This is a genomic window from Micromonospora sp. NPDC049139 (genome assembly GCF_055586845.1).
On the sequence record NZ_JBVJHK010000004.1, the window covers coordinates 125,734 to 150,397 of the forward strand.

A 24,664-nucleotide genomic window follows, 5' to 3' on the forward strand; every position below is an offset into this window, starting at 1 on the left:
TGGACCCCGCAGGCCGGTCGGTCGGGACGTTTGCGCAGGTCGCGCCGCATGCCGGGCGAGCGCTACAGTCGGAGTCAGTTCCCGTCGCCGATCGGCGACGCAGACCGCGGGAGCGGGCCCGGCGACGCCGCCGGAGGGCTTCCGCGTGCGGCGGGGCGGCGCGGCCCACCGGTCGTGGCGGTTGCCGGAGGGGTTCGGGGGTATCCGACGGGGTGGGCCCGGACGCACACGGTGTGCGGTCGTTCCGTGCTCGATCGTGTGACCGTCTTCGGAGCCTCGTTGCCGACAGCGGTCGCGTAATTGTCGGAGTGTCAGTTCACCGGACCGACTAATGCGACAATTCGGAACGACGGCCCCCGAGATCGGCGTCGATTTGGTGACGGCCGGGTCGGTTACGCGGTGTAGGAGGTGTGGGGCAGATGACGGCGTTCGATCGCGATCTACCTGCTGTCCCGCAGATCTACGAACGCTCCCAGCAGGGCATTCGTGACGCTGTGCGCTCTGATCATCACCGGAACGAGGTTGCGCAGCGTCACCGCCGGAGGTCTAGGCTGTCTGCTGTTCCTGATGATCCATCCATCTCTAGCGAACGAGAATTCGACGTGACGAGTGCGTTGACGCTGCCGACCGGCAACCAGCTGGCGTCGTCCTGGCCGGAGACGCCGTCCGGGTCCCAGCCCCTGCCGTTCGAGCTGGACCACCTGCTCGCCCTCCGGGTGCCCGGGCTGATCGCCACCCGTCGTCACCTCCACTCGCATCCGGAGCTCTCCGGCGAGGAGTTCGAGACGGCCGCCCTGATCGCCCGGGAGCTCTCCCTGGCGGGGCTGAGCCCGCGACTGCTCCCCAAGGGCAACGGGGTCATCTGCGACATCGACGGCCGGCCCGACGGCCCGGTGGTCGCGCTGCGCGCCGACATCGACGCGCTGCCGCTGACCGACTCGAAGGACGTGCCGTACCGCTCCACCGTGGACGGCGTCTGCCACGCCTGCGGCCACGACGTGCACACCACCGTCATGCTCGGCGTCGGCATGCTGCTGGCGCAGCTCGCCGACCTCGGCGAGCTGCCCGGCCGGGTCCGGCTGATCTTCCAGCCGGCCGAGGAGATCCTGCCCTGCGGCTCGCTGGAGGTCATCGAGGCCGGCGGCCTCGACGACGTGGTGCAGATCTTCGCGCTGCACTGCGACCCGAACCAGCCGGTCGGCAAGGTCGGCCTGCGGGTCGGCCCGATCACCGCCGCCGCCGACAACGTCACCGTCCGGCTCACCGGCCCCGGCGGGCACACCGCCCGACCCCACCTGACCGTCGACCTGGTCGACGCGCTGGGCCGCCTGATCACCGAGGTGCCGGCCCTGGTCAGCCGCCGGGTGCCGGCCAACAGCGGGCTGCTGCTGGTGTTCGGCCACGCCTCGGCCGGCACCCGTTACAACGTCATCCCCTCCGAGGCGTGCGCCTCCGGCACCCTGCGGGTGATGGACCGCGACACCTGGGAGCTGGCCCCCAAGATCGTGGGTCAGGTCGTCCGCGACGTCATCGCGCCGACCGGGGCCACCGTCGACCTGGAATACCTGCGCGGTCGCCCCCCGGTCAGCAACGACTCGCGGGCCATCCAGATCCTGACCGCCGCCACCGCCGCCGCGCTCGGGCCGGAGGGCATCGCCGAGACCCCGCAGAGCATGGGCGGCGAGGACTTCTCCTGGTACCTGGAGTACGTCCCCGGCGCGCTCGCCCGGCTCGGCGTGGGCCGCTCCGGCCCGAACGTGGATCTGCACCGCGCCTCGTTCGACGTCGACGAGCGGGCCATCCCGGTCGGCGTGCGGCTCATGGTCCAGACCGCGCTGCGGGCACTGTCGGCGGCGCGGTAGGCAGCGGCTCCGCCGGGCCGGCCGGCGTCACCGGCGGCGGGCCCCTGCGCCGCCGCCGGCGCAGCACCACCAGCAGCACCGCCAGCGGTACGCCGAACACCAGCAGCCAGGGCAGCACCGCGCCCAGCACGGTCAGCAGGACGGTCATCGAGGTGAGGAAGACCTGCCAGCCGCTCTTGAGCCCGACCAGGAAGCCGATCTCGGTCTCCTCGTCGGCGGTGCTGACGTCCGGCCCGACCAGCGACACGGTGATCGTGGACAGGCTGGTCAGGTCCGCCAGCCGCTTCTTCTTCGCCTCCAACGAGGCGAGGTCGGCCTCCCGGCGGGACAGCTCGTTCTCCAGCGACACCAGGTCGGTGATCGTGGTGGCCCGGGCCAGCAGCCGGCGGGCGCTCTCCACCCGGGCGCGCTGGGTGGTGATCCGGGCGTCCAGGTCGACCACCTGTTCGGTGACGTCCTCGGTGTGGATCTCCCGGCGCTGCTGCCGGCCCAGCTTCGCCAGCTCGTCGACGACCTCGTGGAACTTCGCCGCCGGCACCCGCAGCTCCAGCTGCGCCGTCGCGTCGGCGTCGGCGCTGCGCCGCTGGTCGCCGCCGACGAAGCCGCCGACCGCCGTCACGGTGGCGACCGCGCTCCGCGCGGCGGCGTCCACATCGTCCACCTGCACCCGCATCGTGCCGGTGTAGATGATGGACCGCTGGTCCACCCGCAGGTCCGGCGCGCCGGCACCGCCCTGCTCGGCCTGCCCGCCACCCCGCTCCGCCCCGCCGCCGGCCCGGTTCTTGTCCGCCGGCGCGGCCTCCGGCGCGCTGACGGCCGAGTCCCTGCTCCCGCCGGAGTCGCCGCTGCCGCAGGCCACCAACCCCAGCAGCGCGACCAGCGCGGCGGCCGTCAGCCCTGCGCCCCGACGCCGTCGTTCCCGTCCGTCCATCCCGGTTCCCCTCGTCCTCGCCCCCGTGTGGGGCGATACGTCAGACGTGGCGCGCCAACACGCCGGTTCCGGCAGACTGCGCTCAGGACATCACGATTCGATAATCTTGGAGTCACGATGCACGTCACCAAGTACGCCCACTCCTGCCTCCGCGTGGAGCACGACGGGGGAGTGCTCGTCGTCGACCCGGGCGTGTTCAGCGAGCCCGCGGCACTCGACGGGGCGGACGCGGTGCTGATCACCCACGAGCATCCCGACCACGTGCACGTCGAGGCGGTCACCCGGCAGCTCGACCGGCGTCCGTTCCGCATCCACGGCCCGGCCGCCCTCGCCGGCACCCTGGGCGACGCGGCCGAGGCGCTCGACCCGGTCCAGCCCGGACAGTCGTTCACGGCCGCCGGGGTGCCGGTGCGCGCCTACGGCGGCCGGCACGCCGTGATCCACCCCGACATCCCGGTGGTGGACAACCTGGCCTACCTGATCGGCGACGTGGTCTACCACCCCGGGGACTCCCTGGTCGTCCCGGAGGACGTGCAGGTCGACACGCTCTTCCTGCCGATCCACGCCCCGTGGACGAAGTTCTCCGAGTCGTTGGACTTCCTCCGCGCCGTCGCCCCGCGCCGGGCGTACGCGCTGCACGACGGGCTGCTCAACGACCACGGGCTCGGCGTCCTGAACAGCAACTTCACCCGGCTCTCCGAGGTCGACTACCGCCGGCTCGAACCGGGCACGCGAATCGACGCCTGACGGCGATGCCCGGCCCGCCCCGAGAGCTGGTGCACCGGCTCTACACCACCCCGCCGGAGCGGTTCGTCGCGATCCGCGACGAGGCCGCCGCCGAGGCGCGCCGGGCCGGCGACCCGAAGACCGCCCGGGAGATCGCCCGGCTGCGTCGCCCCACCGTGGCCGCCTGGCTGGTCAACCTGCTCGCCATCCGCCGCCCCGAGCTGGTCGCCGACCTGGCCCAGCTCGCCGAGGCGCTGCGGTCCGCCCAACGCGAACTGCGCGGGCCCCGGCTGCGGGAGCTGTCCGCCCAGCGGCGGGCGGTGGTCGGCGCGCTCGTCGCCGAGGTGCGCAAGCTGGCGGCCGAGGCCGAGGGGGCGCCGTCGGCCGGGAAGCTGCCGCTGGCCGAGGTGGAGGGCACCCTCAACGCCGCGCTCTCCGACACCGAGGTCGCCGAGCAGGTCCGCTCCGGCCGGCTGTTGCGGGCCGCCAACTACGCCGGGTTCGGGGAGGTGCCCCGCCCGCAGCTGCGCCTGGTGACCGGCGGCGAGGAGCCGGAACCGGAGCCCCGGCCCGAGCCGGCCGGGAAGCGGCGGGCGGGTGCCGACCGGGCCGCCCTCCGCGCCGAGCAGGCGGAACGAGCGGCCCGGGCGGAACGGGCCCGGCGGCGGCGGGCGCTGGAGAAGGAGCTGGCGAAGGCGCGTACCGACCAGGAACGGGCCGAGGCGGAGCTGGCCGACGCGACGGCGGCCGAGCGCGACGGCGCCGCCGCCCTGGACGCGATCGAGGCGGAGCTGGCCGAGCTGGAGCGGCGGCGGGCCGTCGCCGAGCAGGACCTGAGCCGGGCGAAGCTCGCCCGCCGCGGGGCGGAACGGACCGCCACCGCCGCCCGCCGTCGCGCCGGAGAGGTCGAGGCGGCGGTGGAGGCCCTCGACGCCGAAGAGGGGGATGCCGAGCCGGGCGACGACGCGGCAGACTGACCCCTGTGGACGGACGGGTCGACCCGGGAGCGGGCGGATGACGCCGGAACAGGTCGCCGCGGCCAGCAAGCCCGTCGTGCTCGAACTCAGTGACGCCTTCACCCGCTGCCCGACCACCCTGCGCCGGGCGCGGCTGCTCGGGATCTCCGGCTGGGCGTTCTACGTCACCGGGCGGGCCGGCGCCCTCGGCGACGTCCGCGCCGAGACGGTCGCCGCCGCCCTCGGCTTCCTCGCCCCCGACGCGGTCGCCGACGGTTGGGACGCTGCCCTGCTCACCGTCCGGCCGGTCGAGGTGGCCGCCGCCACCCTCGCCGAGTGCTGCCGCTGGGGTGACGAGCACCTCGACGCCCTCCCCGGGGCGGGTCGGCTCGCGGCGCTGCTCGGCCGGGCCGTCGAGGCGGCGGACGCCAGCGGCATGCCGCTCTTCGCCGCGTGGCGGGCGATGCCGGTGCCGGAGCGCACCGCCGGCGCCCGGGCCGCCGTCGGCCTGCGCCTGCTCCGGGAGCACTTCGCCGGGGCGTACCTGCTCGCTGTCCGGGCCGGCGGGATGACCCCGCTGGAGGCCGTGCTCGCCGGGCCGGAGGGGGAGGCGGGCGCGGTGGCCTGCGGCTGGCCGCCGCCGTACCCGCCGGTCGGGCCGCTGGTCCGGCGGCGGCTCTGGGCCGAGGCGGTGACCGACCGGCTGACCTCGCCGGCGTTCGCGGCGCTCGGCCCGGCGGACGGCGCCGAGCTGGTGGATCTGCTCCTCGCGACCCGGGCCCGCCTGGCGGGCCGGGGCTGAGCGCGCTCCCGCCGGCACCCGTGCCGGCACCCCGGGCCGGTACGGCCCGACGCCCCGGCGCCGGGACCGGCGTGACGTGGGGGCCGCGGAAAATTCGGCGGCGTTCCGCCGGCCCGCCTGTCAGGATCGCCCCCGTGACTCTCCCCGCCGGCTGGCACGCCCGCCGCCCCACCCTCGACGACGTGCCGGCGATCCTGGCCGTGGTGCACGCCGCCGACACCTTCGCCGTCGGTCACCCCGACTTCGACGCCGAGGACGTCACGGCCGCGCTGACCGCGCCGTTCTTCGATCCGGCGCGCGACTCGTGGCTGGTCACCGACCCGGAGGGCGTGGTCGTGGCCTGGGCGACGCTGGACAATCCGACCGGTGTGGGGCGCGAGTTCGTCGAGGTGTACGTGGACCCGGAGCGCGGCGCCGACGTGCGCGCGCCGCTGCTCGCCCGGCAACTCGACCGCGTCGCCGAACGCGCCGCCGAGCGGGGTGTGCCGGCGCTGACCGTCCGCACCGCCGGCTTCGCCCCCGAGACGCGCTGGGCGGCGGAGCTGGCCGAGGCCGGCTTCAGCCGGGCCAAGCGGTACGTGCGGATGCGCCGGCCGCTGGCCGGGCTGCCCGCCGGGCCGCCGCCCCCGCCCGGGGTGACCGTCCGCCCGCTGCGCGGCGACGACGAGGCCGACCTGCGCGAGTTCCACCGGATCTACGACATCGCGTTTCGCGACACCCCGGACTACGAGCCCGTCGGCTTCGACCGGTGGCGGGAGCGGATCATCCCGTTCGGCACCACCTGGGACGAGTGGTTCGTCGCCGAGGTCGACGGGGTGCGGGCCGGCGTGCTCCAGTCCTCCGACCAGGCGCTGGAGCAGAACGAGGGCTTCGTACGCAGCCTGTCGGTGCTGCCGGCGTACCGGCGGCGGGGGGTGGGGGCGGCGCTGCTGTGGCGGGCCTTCACCGTCTATGCCGCCAAGGGCCGGGAGGCCGCCGGGCTGGGCGTCGACCTGACCAACCCGACCGCCCCGGTCACGCTCTACCGGTCCGTGGGGCTGCGCGAGGTGCGCTGGACCGACATGTACGAGTTGGTCGTCCCGGCCACGGGTGTGTGATTGACGACCCCGGCCGGGGCCGGATCGAGGCGGCGGCCCGCCCGGTAGCAGACTGGGGCCGTGGGAAACGCGCTGGGCCGACGAGCCGCGTCAGGCCGACGCGGTGCCGGTGGGGCGGGACCGCAGCTCGGTGACGTAGTCGTCCGGCGCGCCCGCCTTCTCGGCGGCGTTCGCGATCTCCGACAGGTACCACGAGGTGGGCAGGCCGCCCTCGTAGCCGTCGAAGACGTAGACCCACGCGGTCACGTCCCCGTCGAGGGTGGAGACACGCACGTGCAGCTTGCGGTACGTGCCGGCGGTCACCCCCTCGATCTCGTCGAGTTGGGCGGCGTCGTAGGGGTGGATGTCGTAGAGCGCCACGAACACCCGGTCGCCGGGGGACTCGACGACGGTGCTGACCGCGCCCTCCCAGCCGATCACGTCCTCGCCCGCGAAGGTGAGCCGCCAGCCTTCCAGCCAGCCGGTGCCCACCATCGGCGAGTGTGGGCAGTAGGCGCGCATGCGGGCGGGGTCGAGGTTTGAGCCGTAGGCGGCGTAATGACGCACGGCGATGACGATAGCCCGCCCGCCGGGTGGGGGAGAATACGACGGTGCGTGTCGGACGCGTTCGGGAGAAGAAAGTCACTGTGAGCACTGACGAAGGGCGAGCGCTGTGAGCCGGATCGTGATCATCGGCGGCGGACCGGCGGGCTACGAGGCCGCCCTGGTCGCCGCGCAGCTTGACGCCGACGTCACCGTCGTGGAGGCCGAAGGTGCCGGCGGTGCCTGCGTGCTCTCCGACTGCGTCCCGTCGAAGACCTTCATCGCCAGCTCGGAGGTGGTGACCGGCTACCGGGACACCGAGGAGTTCGGGGTGCACTCCGACGGGCTGGAGGCCGTCACCGTCGACGCCCGGGCGGTGCACGAGCGGGTCAAGCGCCTCGCGCTGGCCCAGTCCGCCGACATCCACGCCAAGCTGGTCAAGGCGGGGGTGACCTTCGTCGCGGGCACCGCCCGGCTCGGCGAGGACATGCTCGGCCACACCCACCGCGTGGTCGTCACCCCGGCCGACGGCGGCGAGGAGCACACGATCGACGCGTCGACCGTGCTGATCGCCACCGGCGCCACCCCGCGCCAACTGCCCACCGCCGTACCGGACGGCGAGCGCATCCTGACCTGGCGTCAGGTGTACGACCTGCCGGAGCTGCCCGAGCACCTGGTCGTGGTCGGTTCCGGCGTCACGGGCGCCGAGTTCGCCAGCGCCTACCTCGCGATGGGCGTGCAGGTGACCCTGGTCTCCAGCCGCGACCGGGTGATGCCGCACGAGGACGCCGACGCGGCGATGGCCATCGAGCGGGTCTTTCGCAACCGGGGCATGAGCATCCTGAACAACTCCCGGGCCGACGCCGTGCGCCGCACCGCCGACGGGGTGGAGGTCGAGCTCTCCGACGGCCGGAAGGTGTCCGGCTCGCACGCGCTGATCGCGGTCGGCTCGATCCCCAACACCGCCGACCTTGGCCTGGCCGAGTACGGCGTCGAGCTGGCCCGGGGCGGGTACGTCACCGTCGACCGGGTCTCCCGCACCAACGTGCCCGGCATCTACGCCGCCGGCGACTGCACCGGGGTGCTGCCGCTGGCCAGCGTCGCCGCCATGCAGGGCCGGATCGCGATGTGGCACGCGCTCGGCGAGGCCGTCCGGCCGCTGCGGCTGCGTACCGTCGCGGCGAACGTGTTCACCGACCCGGAGCTGGCCACCGTCGGCGTCTCGCAGGACGAGGTCGACGCGGGCAAGGTGCCGGCCCGGCAGGTCATGCTGCCGCTGGACGGCAACGCCCGCGCGAAGATGGACGGCCTCGCCGACGGCTTCGTCAAGCTCTTCTGTCGGCCGGCGAGCGGCCAGGTGATCGGCGGCGTGGTGGTGGCGCCGAAGGCGAGCGAGCTGATCCTGCCGATCACCATGGCGGTGGAGAACAACCTCACCGTCAACGAGCTGGCCCAGACCATCACGATCTACCCGAGCCTGTCCGGCTCCGTCACCGAGGCCGCCCGCCAGCTCATGCTCCACGAGCTGGAGTGACCCGGCCGCCCGGGAGGTCGGCCGTGGGTGACCGGCGGAGCAGGGTGACCGCGACGACGGCGAGCACGGCGACCTCGGCGAGGATGAGCAGCCGCTCGACGAGCCCGAGCAGCAGCCGGTCGCCCGGGTAGGCCGACCAGACCATCGCCGCGGCGAGGGCCAGGCTGACCAGGGTGAGCCCGCGGACCGCGCGGGCGACGGCCGGCAGCCGGGCCGCGAGCAGCCAGCCGGCGAGCGGCAGCGCCAGGAAGGCGACCACCGAGGCGTACCGGTGGACGTAGGCGGCGGTGTCCATGGGCAGGCCGGGCTCGTTCGTCGGCACGACCGCGGCCAGCAGCAGCCCGCCGATCCAGGCGGCCAGGAGCAGCTCGGCGGTCCGCCCCGGGCGGGCGGCGGGGAAGCGGTGCGCGCGCCGCAGGGCGGGCAGGAGGACGGCGGTGGCCGCGGCGAGCACGACCATGGCCGCGTCGATCACGCCGCCGCGGTCGGAGACCGCGAAGTCGCTGACGGTCAGTGCCCAGGGGTTCAGGTCGTCGTTCACCTCGACGTGGCCGATCACGGCGAGCAGCGCCGCCACGGCGATCCCGCCGAGGGCCAGCAGTCCACTGTTCCGGGTACCAGGCATGTCTCAGCCTGTCCCGCGGGGGACCCCAGACGGATCCGGGCGGGCCACCGAGATCGGTCCCGGGGACCACCCCTAGGCGGCCGGGGTGGGTCAGTCCGCCCCGGGAACGTCCGCCCGCGCCCCGACGACGACCGGCACCGCCGGATCCGGCCCGGTTGCCCGCCGGGCGCCGACGACGGTCATGGCCCAGCCCGCCGCCGCGAACCCGGCCGCCGCCACCGCCGCGATCACCGCCAGCCGCCACGCCGACTCGGTCAGCGCCGTCCCGCCCAGGTGCCCGACCAGCCCGCCGTACGTCGCCCAGCCCAGCGCCGCCAGGCCCTCGTAGAGCAGGAACAGCCGGTACGGGTACCGGCTGCGGCCGGCGGAGAAGCAGGCCGCCATCCGGCCGCCCGGCACGAAGCGGCAGAGCAGGATGACGAGCGGGCCGGGCCGGCGCAGCCCCTGGGTGACCCGGCTGGCGACCCGTCGGGCCCGGCCCGGCGCGACGCCGCGCGGCGACCGGCGGTCGGGTGCGCCCCGCCCGATCAGGTAGCAGGCGAGGTCCCCGGCGAAGACGCCGAGCGCGCCGACGGCGATGGTCACCGGCAGGTTCAGCCCGCCGTACACGGTCAGGGCGCCGCTGGTGATCATGACGACCTGGGTGGGGATCACCGGGACGAAGGCGTCGGCGACCAGCAGCGCGAGCAGCGCGAGGTACGCCCAGGTCGGCGACGCGACCTCAGTGAGTAGTTCGGGCACCACTGCCACCTCGCCGGATGGGGCCGATCGGGGTACCGAGCCTGACGGCGTGTCCGGCGTCACCGGGCACGGCCCTGGCGCGTGGTGACCGCCGACACGGCAGGGCTACCCGGGACCAACGAGCGGGTGTCGGCGAAGGTGACGCGACGGCGTACCGCCGCCGGGGGTCGGCGGATCGGCGTCGGTCGGCGTACCGTTGTCGGCGCGCGGCCCCACCGCCGTCGGGTCCCCCGTTCTCGACGACGGGGCCGCCGCGGGCCGCCGGCAGGTCCCGTGCCGGCGGCCCGCCCCCGTTCCGTGGGCCGTCCGCTCCCGCGACCCCGGGCAGGGCGTGAGGTGCCGCGCCGCCCGCGTAAAACCGGCTGCGGCCCCCGTGCGGGCGGGCGTACCGTCGCCGCATGAGCAGTGCGGTGCTGACGACGACGCCGGGAGACCCCGGCGCGCCGCACTGACCTGACCGTCGACGAGGCCCCGGGGCGATCCGCCCCGGGGCCTCGTGGCGTCCGGTGACCGGGTCGCCTCCGGGTCGTACCCGATCAAGGAGCGCGACATGATCGACCACCGCAGGCTCGGCCGGGAGCTGGACCTGTTCGTCTCCGACCCGCTGGCCGGCGCCGGGCTGCCGCTCTGGCTGCCGGCCGGCGCCGCCGCCCGGCACGCCGTCGAGGAGTACGTCCGCGACCTGGAGCGCCGGGCCGGCTACCGGCACGTGCACACCCCGCCGCTGGGCAAGCGGGAGCTGTTCGAGCTCTCCGGCCACCTCGGCTACTTCGCCGACGACATGTTCCCCCCGATGAAGCTCTCCGCCGACGACGAGTTCGTGTTGCGCCCGGCGCTCTGCCCGCACCACGCCCTCGTCTACCGGGCCCGGGGCCGCTCCTACCGGGAACTGCCGCTGCGGATCGCCGAGCTGGGCGGCATGTACCGGGCCGAGCGCTCGGGGGTGCTCGGCGGGCTGTCCCGGGTGCGGGCCATCTCGCTCAACGACGCGCACAACTTCTGCGCCCTGGAGCAGGTGGGCGAGGAGGTGGCGGAGATCCTCCGGCTGATCCGCGAGGCGCACGCCGCGCTCGGCGTACGGCCGGCGGGGTTCCGGCTGTCGCTGCGCGGGCCGGGGGAGAAGTACGTCGGGGACGACGACCAGTGGGCGCGGGCCGAGGAGCTGCTCCGCGCCGCGCTCGACGGGGTGGAGTTCACCGAGGCCCCGGGGGAGGCGGCGTTCTACGGGCCGAAGATCGACATCCAGGTGCTGGACGCCGCCGGGCGGGAGTCCACCCTCTCCACCGTCCAGCTCGACTTCGACAAGCCGGAGCGGTTCGACCTGTCGTACACCGACCCGACCGGGGGGCGGCGTCGACCGGTGATGGTGCACCGCAGCCTCGTCGGCAGCATGGAGCGGCTGTTCGCGTACCTGATCGAGGTGCACGAGGGCGCCTTCCCCGCCTGGTACGCCCCGGTGCAGCTGGCCGTGCTGCCGGTCGGGGACGACCAGGCCGGGGCAGCGGCCCGGCTCGCCCGGGACGCGCTCGCGGCGGGGCTGCGGGTCGAGGTGGAGTCGGCCGGCTCGCTGGGTGCCCGCATCCGCGACGCCGCCCGCGCCCGGGTCCCGTACGCCGCCGTGATCGGCCCCCGCGAGGCGGCCGAGGGCGACGTCTCGCTGCGCCTGCGCGGCGGCCGCGCCCTGGACCCGATGCCCGCCGCCGACGCCCTCCGGCTGATCGGCGCGGTGGTGGCCGGGCGCGGCGCGGCCCTCCTTCCGGCGCACTGAGCCTCCGCCCGGCCCCGGCCCCGGCCCCGCCGCCCGGCCGCCCGTCGCGGCCGGGCGGTCTGTCGTCACGGCGACCACCGTCACAGCGACGCGGGCTCGGGGTCGGGCCGGGCGGCGGCGGTGAACTGCGACCGGTACAGCCGGTGGTACGCGCCCCGCGCGGCCAGCAACTCGTCGTGCGTGCCCTGCTCCACGATCCGGCCGTCCTCCATCATCAGGATCAGGTCGGCGTCGCGGATGGTGGAGAGCCGGTGCGCGATGACGAAGCTGGTGCGGTCCGAGCGCAGGGCGGCCATCGCCCGCTGGAGCAGCACCTCGGTGCGGGTGTCCACGGAGCTGGTCGCCTCGTCCAGGATCAGCAGCGACGGCTCGGCGAGGAACGCCCGGGCGATCGTGATGAGCTGCTTCTCGCCCGCGCTGACGTTGCTGCCCTCCTCGTCGATGACCGTGTCGTAGCCGTCGGGGAGGCTGCGCACGAACCGGTCCACGAACGTCGCCCGGGCCGCGGCCAGGATCTCCTCCTCGGATGCGCCCGGCCGGCCGTAGGCGATGTTGTCGCGGATGGTGCCGCCGAAGAGCCAGGTGTCCTGGAGCACCATCCCGATCCGGCCGCGCAGGTCGTCGCGGCGCATCGTGGTGATGTCCACGCCGTCCAGGGTGATCCGGCCGGCGTCCAGCTCGTAGAAGCGCATGACCAGGTTGACCAGGGTGGTCTTGCCGGCCCCGGTCGGCCCGACGATGGCGACGGTGTGCCCGGGCTCGGCCACCAGCGACAGGTCCTCGATCAGCGGCTTGTCCGGGGCGTACCGGAAGGAGACGTGCTCGAACTCGACCCGGCCGTGCGGGTCGCGCACCCGGGCCGGCTCGGCCGGGTCGGGGCTCTGCTCCTCGGCGTCGAGCACCGCGAAGACCCGCTCGGCGGAGGCCACCCCGGACTGGAGCAGGTTCGCCATCGAGGCGACCTGGGTGAGCGGCTGGGTGAACTGCCGGGAGTACTGGATGAACGCCTGCACGTCGCCGAGGCTCATCGACCCCGACGCCACCCGCAGTCCGCCGACCACGGCGATCGCCACGTAGCTGAGGTTCCCGACGAACATCATCGCCGGCATGATGATCCCGGAGATGAACTGGGCGCCGAAGCTGGCCCGGAACAGCTCCTCGTTCTTGGCGGTGAAGGCGGCCTCCACCTCGCGCTGCCGGCCGAAGACCTTGACCAGCTCGTGGCCGGTGAACGCCTCCTCGATCTGGCCGTTCAGCTCGCCGGTGTGCGTCCACTGGGCGATGAACTGCGCCTGCGACCGCTTGGCGATCGCGCCGGTGACGACGACCGACACCGGCACCGCGACCAGCGCCACCAGGGCCAGCAACGGCGAGATCCAGAACATCATGGCCAGCACGCCGACCACGGTGAGCAGCGAGGTGAGCAACTGGCTCAGCGTCTGCTGGAGGCTGGTCGAGATGTTGTCGATGTCGTTCGTGACCCGGCTGAGCAGCTCGCCGCGGGGCTGCCGGTCGAAGTAGGGCAGCGGCAGCCGGTTGAGCTTGTCCTCCACGTCGGCGCGCAGCCGCAGCACGGTCCGCTGCACCACGCCGTTGAGCAGCCAGCCCTGCCACCACATCAGCGCGCTGGCCGCCAGGTAGAGGCCGAGCGCCAGCAGCAGCACCCGCGCCAGCGCGGCGAAGTCGATGCCCACGCCGGGCACCACGTCCATCCGCGCGAGCATGTCGGCGAAGCTGTCGTTGCCGGCCGCCCGGGCCGCGGCCACCGCCTGGTCGGCGGTGGTGCCCGCCGGCAGTTGCCGGCCGATCACCCCGGTGAAGATCAGGTCGGTGGCGTGCCCGAGCACCTTCGGCCCGACCACGCTCAGCCCGACGCTGACCACCGCCAGCGCGATCACCGCGACGAGCGCGAGGCGGTCCGGGCGCAGCCGGCGCAGCAGCCGCCGGGCCGACGGCCCGAAGTTCATCGACCGCTCGGCGGGCATCCCGGCCCCCGCCCACGGCGGGCCGCCACGCTGCCCGCCGCCCGGCAGCCGCTTCGGCGTCTGCGCGTCGGCGGCCGGCTTCTGCTGCGGTACGGCGGTTCGCTCGCTCACGCCGCCACCCCCGTCGTGTTCTGCGACGCCACGATCTCGGCGTACGTCGGGCAGGTTTCCAGCAACTCGTCGTGTCGGCCCATCCCGACCACGCCCCCGTCCTCCAACACGATGATCTGGTCGGCCCCGACGATCGTGGAGACCCGCTGCGCCACGATCACCACGGCGGCGTCCGCGGTGACCGGCCGCAGCGCCGCCCGCAGCCGCGCGTCGGTGCCGAGGTCGAGCGCGGAGAAGGAGTCGTCGAAGAGGTAGATCTCGGGCCGGCGCACCAGGGCCCGGGCGATCGCGAGCCGCTGCCGCTGCCCGCCGGATACGTTCGTGCCGCCCTGCGCGATCGGCGACGCCAGCCCCTCGGGCATCGCCTCGACGAAGTCCCGTGCCTGGGCGATCTCCAGCGCGTCCCAGAGTTCCGCGTCGGTCGCGTCCGGGTTGCCGTAGCGCAGGTTGCTCGCCACCGTCCCGGTGAACAGGTAGGGCTTCTGCGGCACCAGCCCGATCCGGCGCCACAGCTCGTCCGGCGCCAGGTCGCGGACGTCGACGCCGTCGACCAGCACGGTGCCGGCGGTCACGTCGACCAGCCGGGGGACGAGCGACAGCAGCGTGGTCTTGCCCGCGCCGGTGCTGCCGATCACCGCTGTGGTGGTCCCCGGCGTCACCCGGAAGGACACGTCCCGCAGCACCGGTGCGGCCGCCCCCGGATACCGGAACGACACGTCGCGCAGCTCCAGCTCGCCGCGCGTGGACACCTCGGTGACCGGGCGGGGCGCCGGCACCACCGAGGAGTCGGTGTCCAGCACCTCGACGATCCGCTCCGCGCAGACCGCCGCGCGGGGCACCATCATCAGCATGAAGGTGGCCATCATGACGGCCATCAGGATCTGCATCAGGTACTGCAGGAAGGCGGTGAGGGCGCCGACCTGGATCGCCCCGGCGTCGACGCGCTGGGCGCCGAACCAGAGCACCGCGACGCTGGAGACGTTGAGCACCAGCATCACCACGGGGAAGATCAACGCCATCAGGCGGCCGGTGCGCAGGGCGGTCGCGGTGAGGTCGGCGTTCGCGGTGGCGAAGCGCCGCGTCTCGTACGGCTCCCGGACGAACGCCCGGACCACCCGGATGCCGGTGATCTGCTCCCGCAGCACCCGGTTGACCGTGTCGATCCGGGTCTGCATGAGCCGGAAGCCCGGCACCATCCGCCGGATGATCAGCCACAGGGCGACGGCCAGCACGGGCACGCTGACCAGCATCAGCCAGGAGAGCCCGAGATCCTCGCGCAGCGCCATCACCACGCCGCCGACGCTCATGATCGGCGCGGCGACCAGCATGGTGCAGCTCATCAGCACGAGCATCTGCACCTGCTGCACGTCGTTGGTGTTGCGGGTGATCAGCGAGGGCGCGCCGAACCGGGCCACCTCGCGGGCGGAGAAGCGGTTCACGTGCCCGAACACCGCCGACCGCACGTCCCGGCCGAAGCCCATCGCGGTGCGCGCGCCGAGGTAGACGGCGGCGACGGAGCAGACGATCTGCACCAGGCTGACCGCGAGCATCCACCCGCCGGTGCGCATGATGTAGTCGGTGTCGCCCCGCGCCACGCCGAGGTCGATGATGTCGGCGTTGAGACTGGGCAGGTAGAGCGAGGCCATCGTGCCGACGAACTGGAGCAGCAGCACCGCCGCCAGTGCCCGGTGGTAGGGGCGCAGGTGTGTGCGCAGCAGCCGGATCAACATGTCGGTGCCCCTTCCGGCGTGCCGGCGTCGCCGCTGCCGATGACCTCCAGGAGGAACTGGCGGATCACCGCCGCCTTCGCCGGGTCGGCGTCGACCGAGGTGAGCGGAGCGCCGGACCGGATCACGGCGGTCAGCGCGTCGATCCGGGCCTGCCCGGCCCGGGTGATCGCGATCCGGATGCTGCGCCGGTCGGCCTCGTCGCGCTGCCGCTCGACCAGGCCGTCGCGTTCCAGCGTGTCGACGATGCCGGTGAGGGTGGCCGGCCGGACGAAGCAGTGCTCGGCCACCGTGCGGTGCGGCAGCTCGCCGTGTTCGGCGAGGGTCATCAGGGTGGCCATCCCGGCCTGGGTGAGCCCGTGTTCCTCGGCGAGGTAGCGGTTCCACCGCTGCCCGGTGACGTGCCCGGCGACCACGAGCAGTCGCCCGAGGGGCACGTCCCGCAGCTCGATCAGTTTCATGGTGGCCAGATTAGCCTCCTGAACGTCAGGCCCCAAACGAAATAGCGACGGCCGCGCCGACGAAGAGGACCTGTTCCGCCGTCCGTGGTCCCAGGGGGGTCGCCGGCCGGCCCCCGAGGGTCAGCCCGCGCCGCACCGCCGAGACGTTCGCCGGGAACATGGCCAGCATCAACAGGGCCAGCCCGGCCGCGGCCCAGCGGGCGGTCGCCGGCACGAGCAGCCCGGCCGCGCCCACCAGTTCCAGCACCCCGGTGACCGTGACCAGGACGTCGGGTCGGGGGAGAGCGGGCGGCACCATCGCGATCATGTCCGACCGGTAGGTGGCGGCGAAGTGCGCGAGGCCGGTCACCACGAACATCAGCGCCAGCCCCACCCGCAGCGCGGGGTGCCAGCCGTCGAGCGCGGCCACGCCGGCCAGGCCGGCCAGCCGGGCGAGCGCGGTGCCGGCCACGAGCGCGATCAGTGGAGCCATCGATACCTCCCAGGAAGGCGAACTTGTCGGCGACAAGATTGCGCCCCGAGGTGGCATCTTGTCAATGGCAAGATAGGATCGCGGCATGACCGGAACACGCGGCTACCACCACGGCGACCTGCGTCGCGCCCTGCTCGCCGCGGCGGTGCGGGTGATCGAGGAGTCCGGCCCCGGGACGCTGAGCCTGCGCGACCTGGCCCGCCGGGCCGGCGTCTCGCACGCCGCACCGGCGCACCACTTCGGCGACAAGGCCGGCCTGCTCACCGCCCTCGCCGCCGAGGGCTTCGACCTGCTCGCCGAGGCGTTGGGCGGCGCGGCGGACCTGCTGGAGAGCGGCGTCGCGTACGTCGACTTCGCCGTCCGGCACCGCGCGCACTTCGAGGTGATGTTCCACCCGGACCTCTACCGGGCCGACGCCGACGAGGTGGCGGCGGCCCGCCGGCGCGCCGGCGACGCGCTGTACGCCGGGGTCGCCGGGCTGCCCCAGGGGCGCCCGACGGCGGAGGACCCGCAGGGCGACGCGCTCGCCGCCTGGTCGATCGTGCACGGCTTCGCCACGCTCTGGCTCGCCGGCGTGCTGCCGGAGCGGGTCGGTGACGACCCCCGGGCCGCCGCCCGCGACGTCATCCGACGCCTCTTCCCGACGGAGTGATGGCCGGCGGGCGCCGTCTCACCAACTCGTGGGCAGCGGCATCCCCTCGGTGTAGCCGGCCGCGCTCTGCACGCCGACGAGGGCCCGCTCGTGGAACTCCGCCAGGTCCCGGGCGCCGGCGTAGGTGAAGGCGCTGCGTACCCCGGCGATGATCTCGTCGATCAGGTCCTCCACGCCGGGGCGGGCCGGGTCCAGGTACATCCGGGCCGAGGAGATGCCCTCCTCGAAGACCGCCTTGCGGGCCCGGTCGTACGCGCTGTCGTCGGCCGTCCGCGCGCTGACCGCCCGCGCCGACGCCATCCCGAAGCTCTCCTTGTAGCGCCGGCCGTCGGCGTCGGTGTAGAGGTCGCCGGGGGACTCGTAGGTGCCGGCGAACCAGGAGCCGATCATCACGTTCGACGCGCCGGCGGCCAGGGCCAGCGCCACGTCCCGCGGGTGCCGTACGCCGCCGTCGGCCCAGACGTGCCGGCCGAGCTGGCGGGCCGCCGCGGCGCAGTCGAGCACGGCGGAGAACTGCGGCCGGCCCACCCCGGTCATCATCCGGGTGGTGCACATCGCACCCGGGCCGACGCCCACCTTGACGATGTCGGCGCCCGCCTCCACCAGGTCGCGTACGCCCTCGGCGGTCACCACGTTGCCGGCGGCGACCGGGACCGCCGGGTCCAGCGCGCGGACGGCCCGCAGCGCGGAGATCATCCGCTCCTGGTGGCCGTGCGCGGTGTCCACGACCAGCGTGTCCACCCCGGCCTCCAGCAGCGCCGCCGCCTTGCCGGTCACGTCGCCGTTGATGCCGACGGCGGCGGCGATGCGCAGCCGGCCCCGGTCGTCCACCGCCGGCTTGTAGAGCGTCGCCCGCAGCGCGCCCTGCCGGGTCAGCACCCCGACGAGGCGGCCCTCGGCGTCGACCACCGGGGCGAGCCGGCGCCGGCCGGCCGAGAGCCGGTCGAAGCCCGTACGCGGGTCCGCGTCCGCCGGCACGGTGTGCAGCTCGGTGGACATCACGTGCCGGAGCTGGGCGAAACGGTCCACGCCCACGGTGTCCGCATCGGTCACCACGCCCAGCGGCCGGCCCTCGTCGTCGATCACCACCACGGCGCCGTGCGACCGCTTCGGCAGCAGGTGGATCGCGTCCCCGACGGTGTCGGTCGGGCCGAGCGTGATCGCGGTGTCGTGCACCAGGTGCCGCCGCTTGACCCAGGCGACGACGTTCGCCACCACCTCGATCGGGATGTCCTGCGGGATGACCGCGATCGCGCCGCGCCGGGCGACCGTCTCGGCCATCCGGCGGCCGGACACCGCGGTCATGTTCGACACGACCAGCGGGATGGTGGTGCCCGTGCCGTCGCTGGCGGCCAGGTCGACGTCGAGCCGCGAGCCCACCTCGGAGCGGGCCGGCGCCATGAAGACGTCGTTGTAGGTCAGGTCGTGCGCGGGAACCGCGCCGTGTAGGAACCGCACCCCGCCATCATTCCCGCCGGCCGCCGCCCGCGCCCCCGGTGGTCGCCGAAAACACCCCCGGTCGGGCGTCGCCGAAGGCCACCAGCGCGGCCAGGAAGAGGTTGCGCGGCCCGGCGTCGCCGGTCAGCCGAGCAGCAGCCCGGCCGCGAGCGCGGTCATCACGAGGGCGATCGCACCGTCGACGACCCGCCAGGCCGTCGGGCGGGCCAGCACGGGCGCGAGCCGGTGGGCGGCGGCGCCGATGGTGGTGAACCAGACCACACTGGCGAGCGCCGCGCCCGCGCCGAAGACCCAGTGGTGCGGGTGCTGGCGGGCCACCCCGCCGAGCAGGAGGACGGTGTCGAGGTACACGTGCGGGTTGAGGTAGGTGAAGGCGAGGCAGGCCAGCAGCGTCGCCCCGAGCGTGGCCGGCGGCCGGTCGGCGGGGGAGAGCGCGCCGGGGCGCAGCGCGCGGCGGGCGGCCAGCACGGCGTACCCGAGCAGGAACGCGGCCCCCAGCCAGCGGACGGCGGTCAGCACGGCGGGGTGCTCCGCCGTGGCGGTGCCCATCCCGGCGATGCCGACCGAGATCAGCAGCGCGTCGGAGGCGGCGCACACGGCGACCACGGGCAGGACGTGCTCCCGGCGCAGGCCCTGCCGTAGGACGAAGGCGTTCTGCGCGCCGATGGCGGCGATGAGCGCGATCGAGAGGGAGAAGCCGGCGGCGGCGGAACCTGTCACGGAGCTGCTGAGGATGTCGGGCACGAGCCGAGGCTACGAGCCGCAGCCGATGCAGCCCAGCTAAAGATTCTCACGGCAGATAAGCTCAGCTTCATCATGCTTGACTCCACGCAGCTCCGGACGTTCGCCGCGGTGGTCCGCGAGGGCAGCTTCGAGGCGGCCGCGCACGCGCTGCACGTCACCCCGTCGGCCGTCAGCCAGCGGATGAAGGCGTTGGAGCAGACCGTCGGGCAGGTGCTGGTCCGCCGCACGAAGCCGTGCCAGGCCACCGACGCGGGCCGGCCGCTGCTGCGGCTCGCCGGCCAGGTGGCCCTGCTGGAACGGGAGGCGTTGGACGCCGCCCGCCCGCCGACGGTCGGCGGGCCCGCCCCCAGCCGGGTAACCATCGTGGCGAACGGCGACTCGCTCGGCACCTGGTTCGTCGGCGCCCTGGCGCGGCTGCCCGCCGAGCTGGCGCTCCTGTTCGACGTCCGCCGGGACGACGAGGACCACACGGCGGAGCTGATCCGCGACGGTACGGCGATGGCCGCGGTGACCGCGCAGCGCGAGGCCGTGCAGGGCTGCCGGGTGGAGCGGCTGGGCGCGATGCGGTACGTCGCGCTGGCCCGGACCGGGTTCGCGGCCCGCCACTTCCCCGACGGCCTCACCGAGGCCGCCCTCGCGACGGCGCCGATGATGGCGTTCGATCGCAAGGACCAGCTCCAGCACCGGTTCGCCCGCACCGTGACCCGGCGTCGGATCGCCCCGCCGGTCCACTACGTCCCGTCCTTCGACGGCTTCAACGAGGCGGTGCGGCTGGGCCTGGGGTGGGGGATGGTGCCGGAGCGGATCGCCCGTGCCGACATCGCGGCCGGGCGCTGCGTCGACATCGGTGCCGGGCGTCACCTGGACCGCCCGCTGTACTGGCAGCACTGGCGGGTGGAATCCACCACGCTGGACGCGCTGACCGCCGCCGTCCGGGCGGTCGCCGGCACCGAGCTGCGCTGACTGTCAGGCTGGCCGGTGCCGCCCAGCGTTGCGTTAGGAAGGGGCCCTTCCTCTACCGAAGACGTTAGGAAGGTGCCCTTCCTTACACCTCAGGCGATCGTGCAGATCGCCGCGCCGGCGGAGATGACGGCGCCGACCTCGGCGGCGAGGCCGCTGACCGTGCCCGCCTTGTGCGCGTGCAGCGGCTGCTCCATCTTCATCGCCTCCAGCACCACGACCAGGTCGCCCTCGGCGACGGTGTCCCCGTCGGCGACCGCGATCTTGACGATGGTGCCCTGCATGGGCGAGGTGAGCGCGTCGCCGCTGACGGTGGCGCCGGCCTTGGCCGCGCCGCCCCGGCGGGCCGGCTTGCGGGCGGTGGGCGCGGCGGCGGCCGTACCCCCGCCGAGGCCGGCGGGGAGGGTGACCTCCAGCCGCTTGCCGCCGACCTCGACCACGACGGTCTCGCGCTCGGCCGGCCCCTCGGCGGTGCCGGCGGCGGCGGTGAACGGCGGGACGGTGTTGTCGAACTCGGTCTCGATCCACCGGGTGTGCACGGTGAACGGCTCGGCGGTGAACGCCTCGTCGCGGATGACCAGCCGGTGGAACGGCAGCGCGGTGGCCATGCCCTCGACGACCATCTCGTCCAGCGCCCGGCGGGCCCGCTCCAGCGCCTCGGTGCGCGTCTCGCCGGTGATGATCACCTTGGCCAGCAGCGAGTCGAAGTTGCCGCCGATCACGTCGCCGGCCGAGATGCCGGTGTCGACCCGGACGCCGGGGCCGGTGGGCAGCCGCAGCGCGGTGACCGTGCCGGGGGCGGGCAGGAAGTTGCGGCCCGGGTCCTCGCCGTTGATCCGGAACTCGATGGAGTGCCCGCGCGGCGTCGGGTCCTCGGTGAACCGCAGCTTCTCGCCGTCTGCGATCCGGAACTGCTCGCGGACCAGGTCGATGCCGGCGGTCTCCTCGGTGACCGGGTGCTCGACCTGGAGACGGGTGTTGACCTCCAGGAAGGAGATGGTGCCGTCGGCGCCGACCAGGTATTCCACCGTGCCGGCGCCGTGGTAGCCGGCCTCCCGGCAGATCGCCTTGGCGCTGTCGTGGATCTGGGCGCGCTGCGCGTCGGTGAGGAACGGCGCCGGGGCCTCCTCGACGAGCTTCTGGTGCCGGCGCTGGAGCGAGCAGTCGCGGGTGCCGACCACGATCACGTTGCCGTGCTGGTCGGCCAGCACCTGCGCCTCGACGTGGCGGGGCTTGTCGAGGTAGCGCTCGACGAAGCACTCGCCCCGGCCGAACGCGGCGACCGCCTCGCGGGTGGCCGACTCGAACAGGTGCGGGATCTCCTCCATCGTGCGGGCCACCTTGAGCCCGCGCCCGCCGCCGCCGAAGGCGGCCTTGATGGCGACCGGCAGGCCGTGGTCGACGGCGAACGCCATCACCTCGTCCGGGTTGGCCACCGGGTCGGGGGTGCCGGGCACCAGGGGGGCGCCGGCGCGCTGGGCGATGTGCCGGGCGGTCACCTTGTCGCCGAGGTCGCGGATCGCCTGCGGGGTGGGGCCGATCCAGGTCAGCCCGGCGTCGATGACGGCCTGGGCGAAGTCGGCGTTCTCGGCGAGGAATCCGTAGCCGGGGTGGACGGCGTCGGCGTCGGCCTTGGCGGCGACCTCCAGCAGCTTGTCGATGCGCAGGTACGTCTCGGTCGCGGAGTCCCCGCCGAGCGCGTACGCCTCGTCGGCGAGGGTGGCGTGCAGGGCGTCCCGGTCGGAGTCGGCGTAGACGGCGACGCTGCCCAGACCGGCGTCGCGGCAGGCGCGGATGACGCGGACGGCGATCTCGCCGCGGTTGGCGATGAGTACCTTGCGCACCTTGGGGTCTCCTCCCGGGAGGTTACTGACCGGGAGTGTATCGGCCACCCTGAGAGGGCCCTAACGATCGCTCAGTGTGGGATGCCGCACTGCCGCGTCGCGCCCTAGTCAAACTTGCTTATTACGCTTGTCCGATGTCTGCCACGCGAATGATGATCCTCGGGCTGGTGCGGTGGATGCAGCCCGTGCACGGCTACGACGTGCGCCGGGAACTGCTCAGTTGGAACGCTGACAGGTGGGCCAACGTGCAGCCCGGCTCGATCTACCACGCCCTGCGCAAGCTGACCGCGGAGGGCCTGCTGCGCGAGGTGGCCACCGAGCAGGTGGGCGCCCGGCCGGCGCGCACCACGTACGAGGTCACCGCCAAGGGCGAGGACGAGTTCGAGTCGCTGCTGCGCGGGCACTGGTGGCAGTTGCACGAGCCGCCGGACCCGTTCGCGGCGGCGTTCTCGTTCCTGCCCGCGCTGCCCCGCGAGGAGGCGTCGGCGGCCCTGCGCAACCGGGCGAACCTGCTGCGCGCCGGCGTCGAGTCGATGCGCGCGGCGCTGGCCTCGGACTGGATGCGCAACTCCAAGCCGGTGCACGTCGGGTGGATGTTCGAACTCTGGGCCGCACGGGCGGAGGCCGAGGTCGGCTGGTGCGAACGGATCGCCGAACGCATCGACTCCGGTGTGTCGTACCTGCCTGATGGGCTGGTCGGGGCGGAGGGTTGGAACGGGTGGTCCGACGGCGGAACCACACCTCACGACACAAACGAATAATCAAGATTGACCACTGGAGCTATATCGCGTTAGCCTGCTCGCGGCGCGACGGGGGGAGCACGCCGTCCGGCGTCGTCCCCGAGGGACAGACCAGGTGGCCGGTCGCACCGGCCCGGACGACCAGGAGCAGAGATGATCGAGACCAGAGGGCTGCGGAAGTCGTTCCGCTCCCGAGAGGGTCGCCAGACGAGGACCGTCGACGCGGTGCGCGGGGTCGACCTGGAGGTCGCCGCGGGGGAGATCTTCGGCTTCCTCGGCCCCAACGGCGCCGGCAAGACCACCACCCTGCGGATGCTGGCGACGCTGATCGAGCCGGACGGCGGCGAGGCCACCATCGCCGGGGCCGACCTGCGGAAAGACCCGGCCGAGGTGCGCCGCCGCATCGGCTACGTCGCCCAGGGCGGCAGCACCTGGGACGAGTCGACCGCCCGCGAGGAGCTGGTCCTCCAGGCCCGGATGTACGGCATCGGCAAGGCCGAGGCGCAGCGGCGCGCCGTCCGCGCCCTCGACGCCTTCCAGCTCACCGAGTACGCGGACCGCAAGTGCAAGACCTACTCGGGCGGCCAGCGGCGACGGGTGGAGATCGCGCTCGGCATCATCCACGAGCCGAAGATCGTCTTCCTGGACGAGCCGACCAGCGGCCTCGACCCGCAGAGCCGCGCCCACATGTGGGACGAGATCCGCCGCCTGCGCGCCGACGGCATGACCGTCTTCATCACCACGCACTACCTCGACGAGGCCGACGCGCTCTGCGACCGGATCGCGATCATGGATCACGGCGAGGTGGTCGCGGAGGGCACCCCGGCGGGCCTCAAGCGCGAGATCTCCGGTGACGTGGTGCTGGTCGGGCTGGACGCGGCGGCCACCCCGCAGGCCGCGAAGCTGCTCGACAGCGAGCCTTACGTCAACAAGCTGGAGACCGTCGAGGAGGGCGGCCTGCGGCTCTACGTCGACGAGGGCGCGACCGCCATCCCGCAGATCCTGCGCCGCGTCGACACGGCGGGCCTCACGCTCGACTCCATCGAGCTGCACCGGCCCAGCCTCGACGACGTCTTCCTCACCAAGACCGGCCGCTCGCTGCGCGAGTCCTGAACCCAGACCGGAGAGATCACATGAAACTCGCCCGTGACACCTGGCTGATCTTCCAGCGCCAGCTCCAGCTGCTGCTGCGCAACCCCGTCTGGGTCTTCGTCGGCATCTTTCAGCCGGTGATGTACCTGCTGCTCTTCGCCCCGCTGCTTAAGCCGGCCCTGAACGCCCCCACCCAGGCGGAGGCCTACAAGATCTTCGTGCCCGGCCTGCTGGTGCTGCTGGCCATCTTCGGCGGCCTGTTCCAGGGCTTCGGCCTGATCGCCGAGCTGCGCGCCGGCGTCATCGAACGCTCCCGGGTCACCCCGGTCAGCCGGCTCGCCCTGCTGCTCGGCCGCTCGCTGCGCGACGTGGTGTCCCTGATCGTGCAGGCGGTCATCATCACCCTGCTCGCGCTCCTGTTCGACCTGCGCGTCTTCATCGTCGACCTGCTCCTGGCGTACCTCATGCTCGCCCTGATCGCGCTGATGACCTCGGCCGTCTCCTACGGCGTCGCGCTCAAGGTCAAGAGCGAGGACGCGCTGGCCCCGCTGATGAACACCGTGGCGCAGCCGGTGCTGCTGCTCTCCGGCATCCTGCTGCCGCTCACGTTCGCCCCCGGCTGGCTCCAGGGCATCGCCGAGTGGAACCCGTTCTCCTGGGCCGTCGACGGCACCCGCGCCCTCTTCAACGGCGACCTCGGCGACGACAAGGTCTGGCAGGGGCTCGGCATCATCGCGGTGCTCGCCGCAGCCGGCGTCGTCTGGGCGGCCCGGCAGTTCGCCCGCACCGTCCGGTGAAAGGAAGGGCACCTTATTAACGCCTACGGTAGAGGAAGGGCCCCTCCTAACGCCGGG

General features: G+C 73.9%; 23 protein-coding genes. 12 read left to right on the top strand and 11 right to left on the bottom strand.

The genetic code is table 11. From position 1 onward, the window contains the following. Positions 1-602 precede the first annotated feature (602 nt). The gene (locus tag ACZ6Q9_RS09690; protein ID WP_393258473.1) at positions 603-1,862 is read left to right on the top strand and encodes an amidohydrolase; all 1,260 of its coding nucleotides are present in this window, start codon (positions 603-605) and stop codon (positions 1,860-1,862) included. Here the strand turns inward: ACZ6Q9_RS09690 and ACZ6Q9_RS09695 are convergent. Beyond that, a complete protein-coding gene (locus ACZ6Q9_RS09695) occupies positions 1,819-2,793 on the bottom strand; it encodes a DUF4349 domain-containing protein (protein WP_396829014.1) in 975 nt (324 codons plus the stop codon). The two genes, ACZ6Q9_RS09690 and ACZ6Q9_RS09695, sit on opposite strands and share 44 nt — an antisense overlap. Positions 2,794-2,910: 117 nt before the next feature. Between ACZ6Q9_RS09695 and ACZ6Q9_RS09700 the strand changes: the two genes are divergently transcribed. From ACZ6Q9_RS09700 to ACZ6Q9_RS09715, 4 genes are all read left to right on the top strand, one after another. Then, entirely contained in the window at positions 2,911-3,540 is a 630-nt protein-coding gene (locus ACZ6Q9_RS09700; RefSeq protein ID WP_396829013.1) for an MBL fold metallo-hydrolase, read from the top strand. A gap of 5 nt (positions 3,541-3,545) precedes the next feature. Continuing rightward, positions 3,546-4,496, top strand: a complete 951-nt coding sequence (locus ACZ6Q9_RS09705) for a hypothetical protein (RefSeq protein WP_393452781.1) — start codon at positions 3,546-3,548, stop codon at positions 4,494-4,496. Positions 4,497-4,533: 37 nt separating this feature from the next. Further along, a complete protein-coding gene (locus ACZ6Q9_RS09710) occupies positions 4,534-5,277 on the top strand; it encodes an SCO6745 family protein (protein WP_396829012.1) in 744 nt (247 codons plus the stop codon). 134 nt (positions 5,278-5,411) lie between these two features. Continuing rightward, positions 5,412-6,374, top strand: coding sequence for a GNAT family N-acetyltransferase (locus ACZ6Q9_RS09715; protein ID WP_396829011.1), 963 nt, complete (start codon positions 5,412-5,414; stop codon positions 6,372-6,374). 90 nt (positions 6,375-6,464) lie between these two features. On the opposite strand, the gene ACZ6Q9_RS09720 is transcribed toward ACZ6Q9_RS09715, so the two are convergent. After that, a complete protein-coding gene (locus ACZ6Q9_RS09720; protein WP_091097949.1) occupies positions 6,465-6,920 on the bottom strand; it encodes a gamma-glutamylcyclotransferase in 456 nt (151 codons plus the stop codon). A gap of 106 nt (positions 6,921-7,026) precedes the next feature. On the opposite strand from ACZ6Q9_RS09720, the gene ACZ6Q9_RS09725 reads away from it, so the two are divergent. Then, positions 7,027-8,430 carry an NAD(P)H-quinone dehydrogenase gene (locus ACZ6Q9_RS09725; RefSeq protein WP_393258491.1) on the top strand — a complete coding sequence of 468 codons (1,404 nt, stop codon included), beginning with the start codon at positions 7,027-7,029 and terminating at the stop codon, positions 8,428-8,430. On the opposite strand, the gene ACZ6Q9_RS09730 is transcribed toward ACZ6Q9_RS09725, so the two are convergent. Next, complete coding sequence (locus ACZ6Q9_RS09730; RefSeq protein WP_396829010.1) at positions 8,408-9,055, bottom strand: DUF998 domain-containing protein; 648 nt, start codon at positions 9,053-9,055, stop codon at positions 8,408-8,410. The genes ACZ6Q9_RS09725 and ACZ6Q9_RS09730 overlap by 23 nt on opposite strands. A gap of 90 nt (positions 9,056-9,145) precedes the next feature. Then, entirely contained in the window at positions 9,146-9,796 is a 651-nt protein-coding gene (locus ACZ6Q9_RS09735; RefSeq protein ID WP_393258495.1) for a DedA family protein, read from the bottom strand. Positions 9,797-10,346: 550 nt separating this feature from the next. On the opposite strand from ACZ6Q9_RS09735, the gene thrS reads away from it, so the two are divergent. Continuing rightward, positions 10,347-11,564: a threonine--tRNA ligase gene (gene thrS / locus ACZ6Q9_RS09740; RefSeq protein WP_393452769.1), complete on the top strand. Its 1,218-nt coding sequence runs from the start codon at positions 10,347-10,349 to the stop codon at positions 11,562-11,564. Between the two features lie 80 nt (positions 11,565-11,644). Here the strand turns inward: thrS and ACZ6Q9_RS09745 are convergent, their stop codons facing one another. The 4 genes from ACZ6Q9_RS09745 to ACZ6Q9_RS09760 all read right to left on the bottom strand — a co-directional run bounded on the left by ACZ6Q9_RS09745 (position 11,645) and on the right by ACZ6Q9_RS09760 (position 16,320). After that, positions 11,645-13,549 carry an ABC transporter ATP-binding protein gene (locus ACZ6Q9_RS09745; protein ID WP_393453655.1) on the bottom strand — a complete coding sequence of 635 codons (1,905 nt, stop codon included), beginning with the start codon at positions 13,547-13,549 and terminating at the stop codon, positions 11,645-11,647. Between the two features lie 107 nt (positions 13,550-13,656). Beyond that, positions 13,657-15,390: an ABC transporter ATP-binding protein gene (locus ACZ6Q9_RS09750; RefSeq protein ID WP_396829009.1), complete on the bottom strand. Its 1,734-nt coding sequence runs from the start codon at positions 15,388-15,390 to the stop codon at positions 13,657-13,659. Beyond that, positions 15,384-15,848 carry a MarR family winged helix-turn-helix transcriptional regulator gene (locus ACZ6Q9_RS09755; protein ID WP_393258501.1) on the bottom strand — a complete coding sequence of 155 codons (465 nt, stop codon included), beginning with the start codon at positions 15,846-15,848 and terminating at the stop codon, positions 15,384-15,386. Before ACZ6Q9_RS09755 ends, ACZ6Q9_RS09750 begins: the two co-directional genes overlap by 7 nt. A 25-nt stretch (positions 15,849-15,873) precedes the next feature. Next, positions 15,874-16,320: a DoxX family protein gene (locus tag ACZ6Q9_RS09760; protein WP_393258503.1), complete on the bottom strand. Its 447-nt coding sequence runs from the start codon at positions 16,318-16,320 to the stop codon at positions 15,874-15,876. A gap of 85 nt (positions 16,321-16,405) precedes the next feature. On the opposite strand from ACZ6Q9_RS09760, the gene ACZ6Q9_RS09765 reads away from it, so the two are divergent. Then, a complete protein-coding gene (locus ACZ6Q9_RS09765; RefSeq protein ID WP_393258505.1) occupies positions 16,406-16,972 on the top strand; it encodes a TetR/AcrR family transcriptional regulator in 567 nt (188 codons plus the stop codon). 18 nt (positions 16,973-16,990) lie between these two features. Here ACZ6Q9_RS09765 and ACZ6Q9_RS09770 read toward each other — a convergent pair whose 3' ends face one another. After that, positions 16,991-18,430 (bottom strand): GuaB1 family IMP dehydrogenase-related protein, encoded by a 1,440-nt coding sequence (locus tag ACZ6Q9_RS09770; protein WP_393258508.1) that lies wholly within the window; start codon positions 18,428-18,430, stop codon positions 16,991-16,993. Between the two features lie 123 nt (positions 18,431-18,553). Next, on the bottom strand, positions 18,554-19,150 hold the full coding sequence (locus ACZ6Q9_RS09775) for a LysE/ArgO family amino acid transporter (protein ID WP_357692468.1): 597 nt from the start codon (positions 19,148-19,150) through the stop codon (positions 18,554-18,556). Positions 19,151-19,246: 96 nt separating this feature from the next. Here ACZ6Q9_RS09775 and ACZ6Q9_RS09780 point away from each other — a divergent pair, with 96 nt between their 5' ends. Beyond that, positions 19,247-20,137 (top strand): LysR family transcriptional regulator ArgP, encoded by an 891-nt coding sequence (locus ACZ6Q9_RS09780; protein ID WP_393452754.1) that lies wholly within the window; start codon positions 19,247-19,249, stop codon positions 20,135-20,137. 89 nt (positions 20,138-20,226) lie between these two features. On the opposite strand, the gene ACZ6Q9_RS09785 is transcribed toward ACZ6Q9_RS09780, so the two are convergent. Further along, the gene (locus ACZ6Q9_RS09785) at positions 20,227-21,978 is read right to left on the bottom strand and encodes an acetyl/propionyl/methylcrotonyl-CoA carboxylase subunit alpha (protein WP_396829008.1); all 1,752 of its coding nucleotides are present in this window, start codon (positions 21,976-21,978) and stop codon (positions 20,227-20,229) included. Positions 21,979-22,112: 134 nt separating this feature from the next. On the opposite strand from ACZ6Q9_RS09785, the gene ACZ6Q9_RS09790 reads away from it, so the two are divergent. The 3 genes from ACZ6Q9_RS09790 (at position 22,113) to ACZ6Q9_RS09800 (ending at position 24,607) form a co-directional block, all read left to right on the top strand. Next, positions 22,113-22,739, top strand: coding sequence for a PadR family transcriptional regulator (locus tag ACZ6Q9_RS09790; RefSeq protein ID WP_393258517.1), 627 nt, complete (start codon positions 22,113-22,115; stop codon positions 22,737-22,739). Between the two features lie 132 nt (positions 22,740-22,871). Continuing rightward, positions 22,872-23,831 carry an ATP-binding cassette domain-containing protein gene (locus ACZ6Q9_RS09795; protein ID WP_350703480.1) on the top strand — a complete coding sequence of 320 codons (960 nt, stop codon included), beginning with the start codon at positions 22,872-22,874 and terminating at the stop codon, positions 23,829-23,831. A 20-nt stretch (positions 23,832-23,851) separates the two neighbouring features. Beyond that, complete coding sequence (locus ACZ6Q9_RS09800) at positions 23,852-24,607, top strand: ABC transporter permease (protein ID WP_350703478.1); 756 nt, start codon at positions 23,852-23,854, stop codon at positions 24,605-24,607. Positions 24,608-24,664 lie beyond the last annotated feature (57 nt).

Excerpts from the sequence above, each read along its gene's own strand:
- ACZ6Q9_RS09695 (WP_396829014.1), bottom strand. The coding sequence starts at position 2,793 with ATGGACGGACGGGAACGACGGCGTCGGGGCGCAGGGCTGACGGCCGCC.
- ACZ6Q9_RS09700 (WP_396829013.1), top strand. The coding sequence starts at position 2,911 with ATGCACGTCACCAAGTACGCCCACTCCTGCCTCCGCGTGGAGCACGAC.
- ACZ6Q9_RS09705 (WP_393452781.1), top strand. The coding sequence starts at position 3,546 with ATGCCCGGCCCGCCCCGAGAGCTGGTGCACCGGCTCTACACCACCCCG.
- ACZ6Q9_RS09710 (WP_396829012.1), top strand. The coding sequence starts at position 4,534 with ATGACGCCGGAACAGGTCGCCGCGGCCAGCAAGCCCGTCGTGCTCGAA.
- ACZ6Q9_RS09730 (WP_396829010.1), bottom strand. The coding sequence starts at position 9,055 with ATGCCTGGTACCCGGAACAGTGGACTGCTGGCCCTCGGCGGGATCGCC.
- thrS (WP_393452769.1), top strand. The coding sequence starts at position 10,347 with ATGATCGACCACCGCAGGCTCGGCCGGGAGCTGGACCTGTTCGTCTCC.
- ACZ6Q9_RS09745 (WP_393453655.1), bottom strand. The coding sequence starts at position 13,549 with ATGCCCGCCGAGCGGTCGATGAACTTCGGGCCGTCGGCCCGGCGGCTG.
- ACZ6Q9_RS09750 (WP_396829009.1), bottom strand. The coding sequence starts at position 15,390 with ATGTTGATCCGGCTGCTGCGCACACACCTGCGCCCCTACCACCGGGCA.
- ACZ6Q9_RS09755 (WP_393258501.1), bottom strand. The coding sequence starts at position 15,848 with ATGAAACTGATCGAGCTGCGGGACGTGCCCCTCGGGCGACTGCTCGTG.
- ACZ6Q9_RS09760 (WP_393258503.1), bottom strand. The coding sequence starts at position 16,320 with ATGGCTCCACTGATCGCGCTCGTGGCCGGCACCGCGCTCGCCCGGCTG.
- ACZ6Q9_RS09765 (WP_393258505.1), top strand. The coding sequence starts at position 16,406 with ATGACCGGAACACGCGGCTACCACCACGGCGACCTGCGTCGCGCCCTG.
- ACZ6Q9_RS09780 (WP_393452754.1), top strand. The coding sequence starts at position 19,247 with ATGCTTGACTCCACGCAGCTCCGGACGTTCGCCGCGGTGGTCCGCGAG.
- ACZ6Q9_RS09790 (WP_393258517.1), top strand. The coding sequence starts at position 22,113 with ATGTCTGCCACGCGAATGATGATCCTCGGGCTGGTGCGGTGGATGCAG.
- ACZ6Q9_RS09795 (WP_350703480.1), top strand. The coding sequence starts at position 22,872 with ATGATCGAGACCAGAGGGCTGCGGAAGTCGTTCCGCTCCCGAGAGGGT.
- ACZ6Q9_RS09800 (WP_350703478.1), top strand. The coding sequence starts at position 23,852 with ATGAAACTCGCCCGTGACACCTGGCTGATCTTCCAGCGCCAGCTCCAG.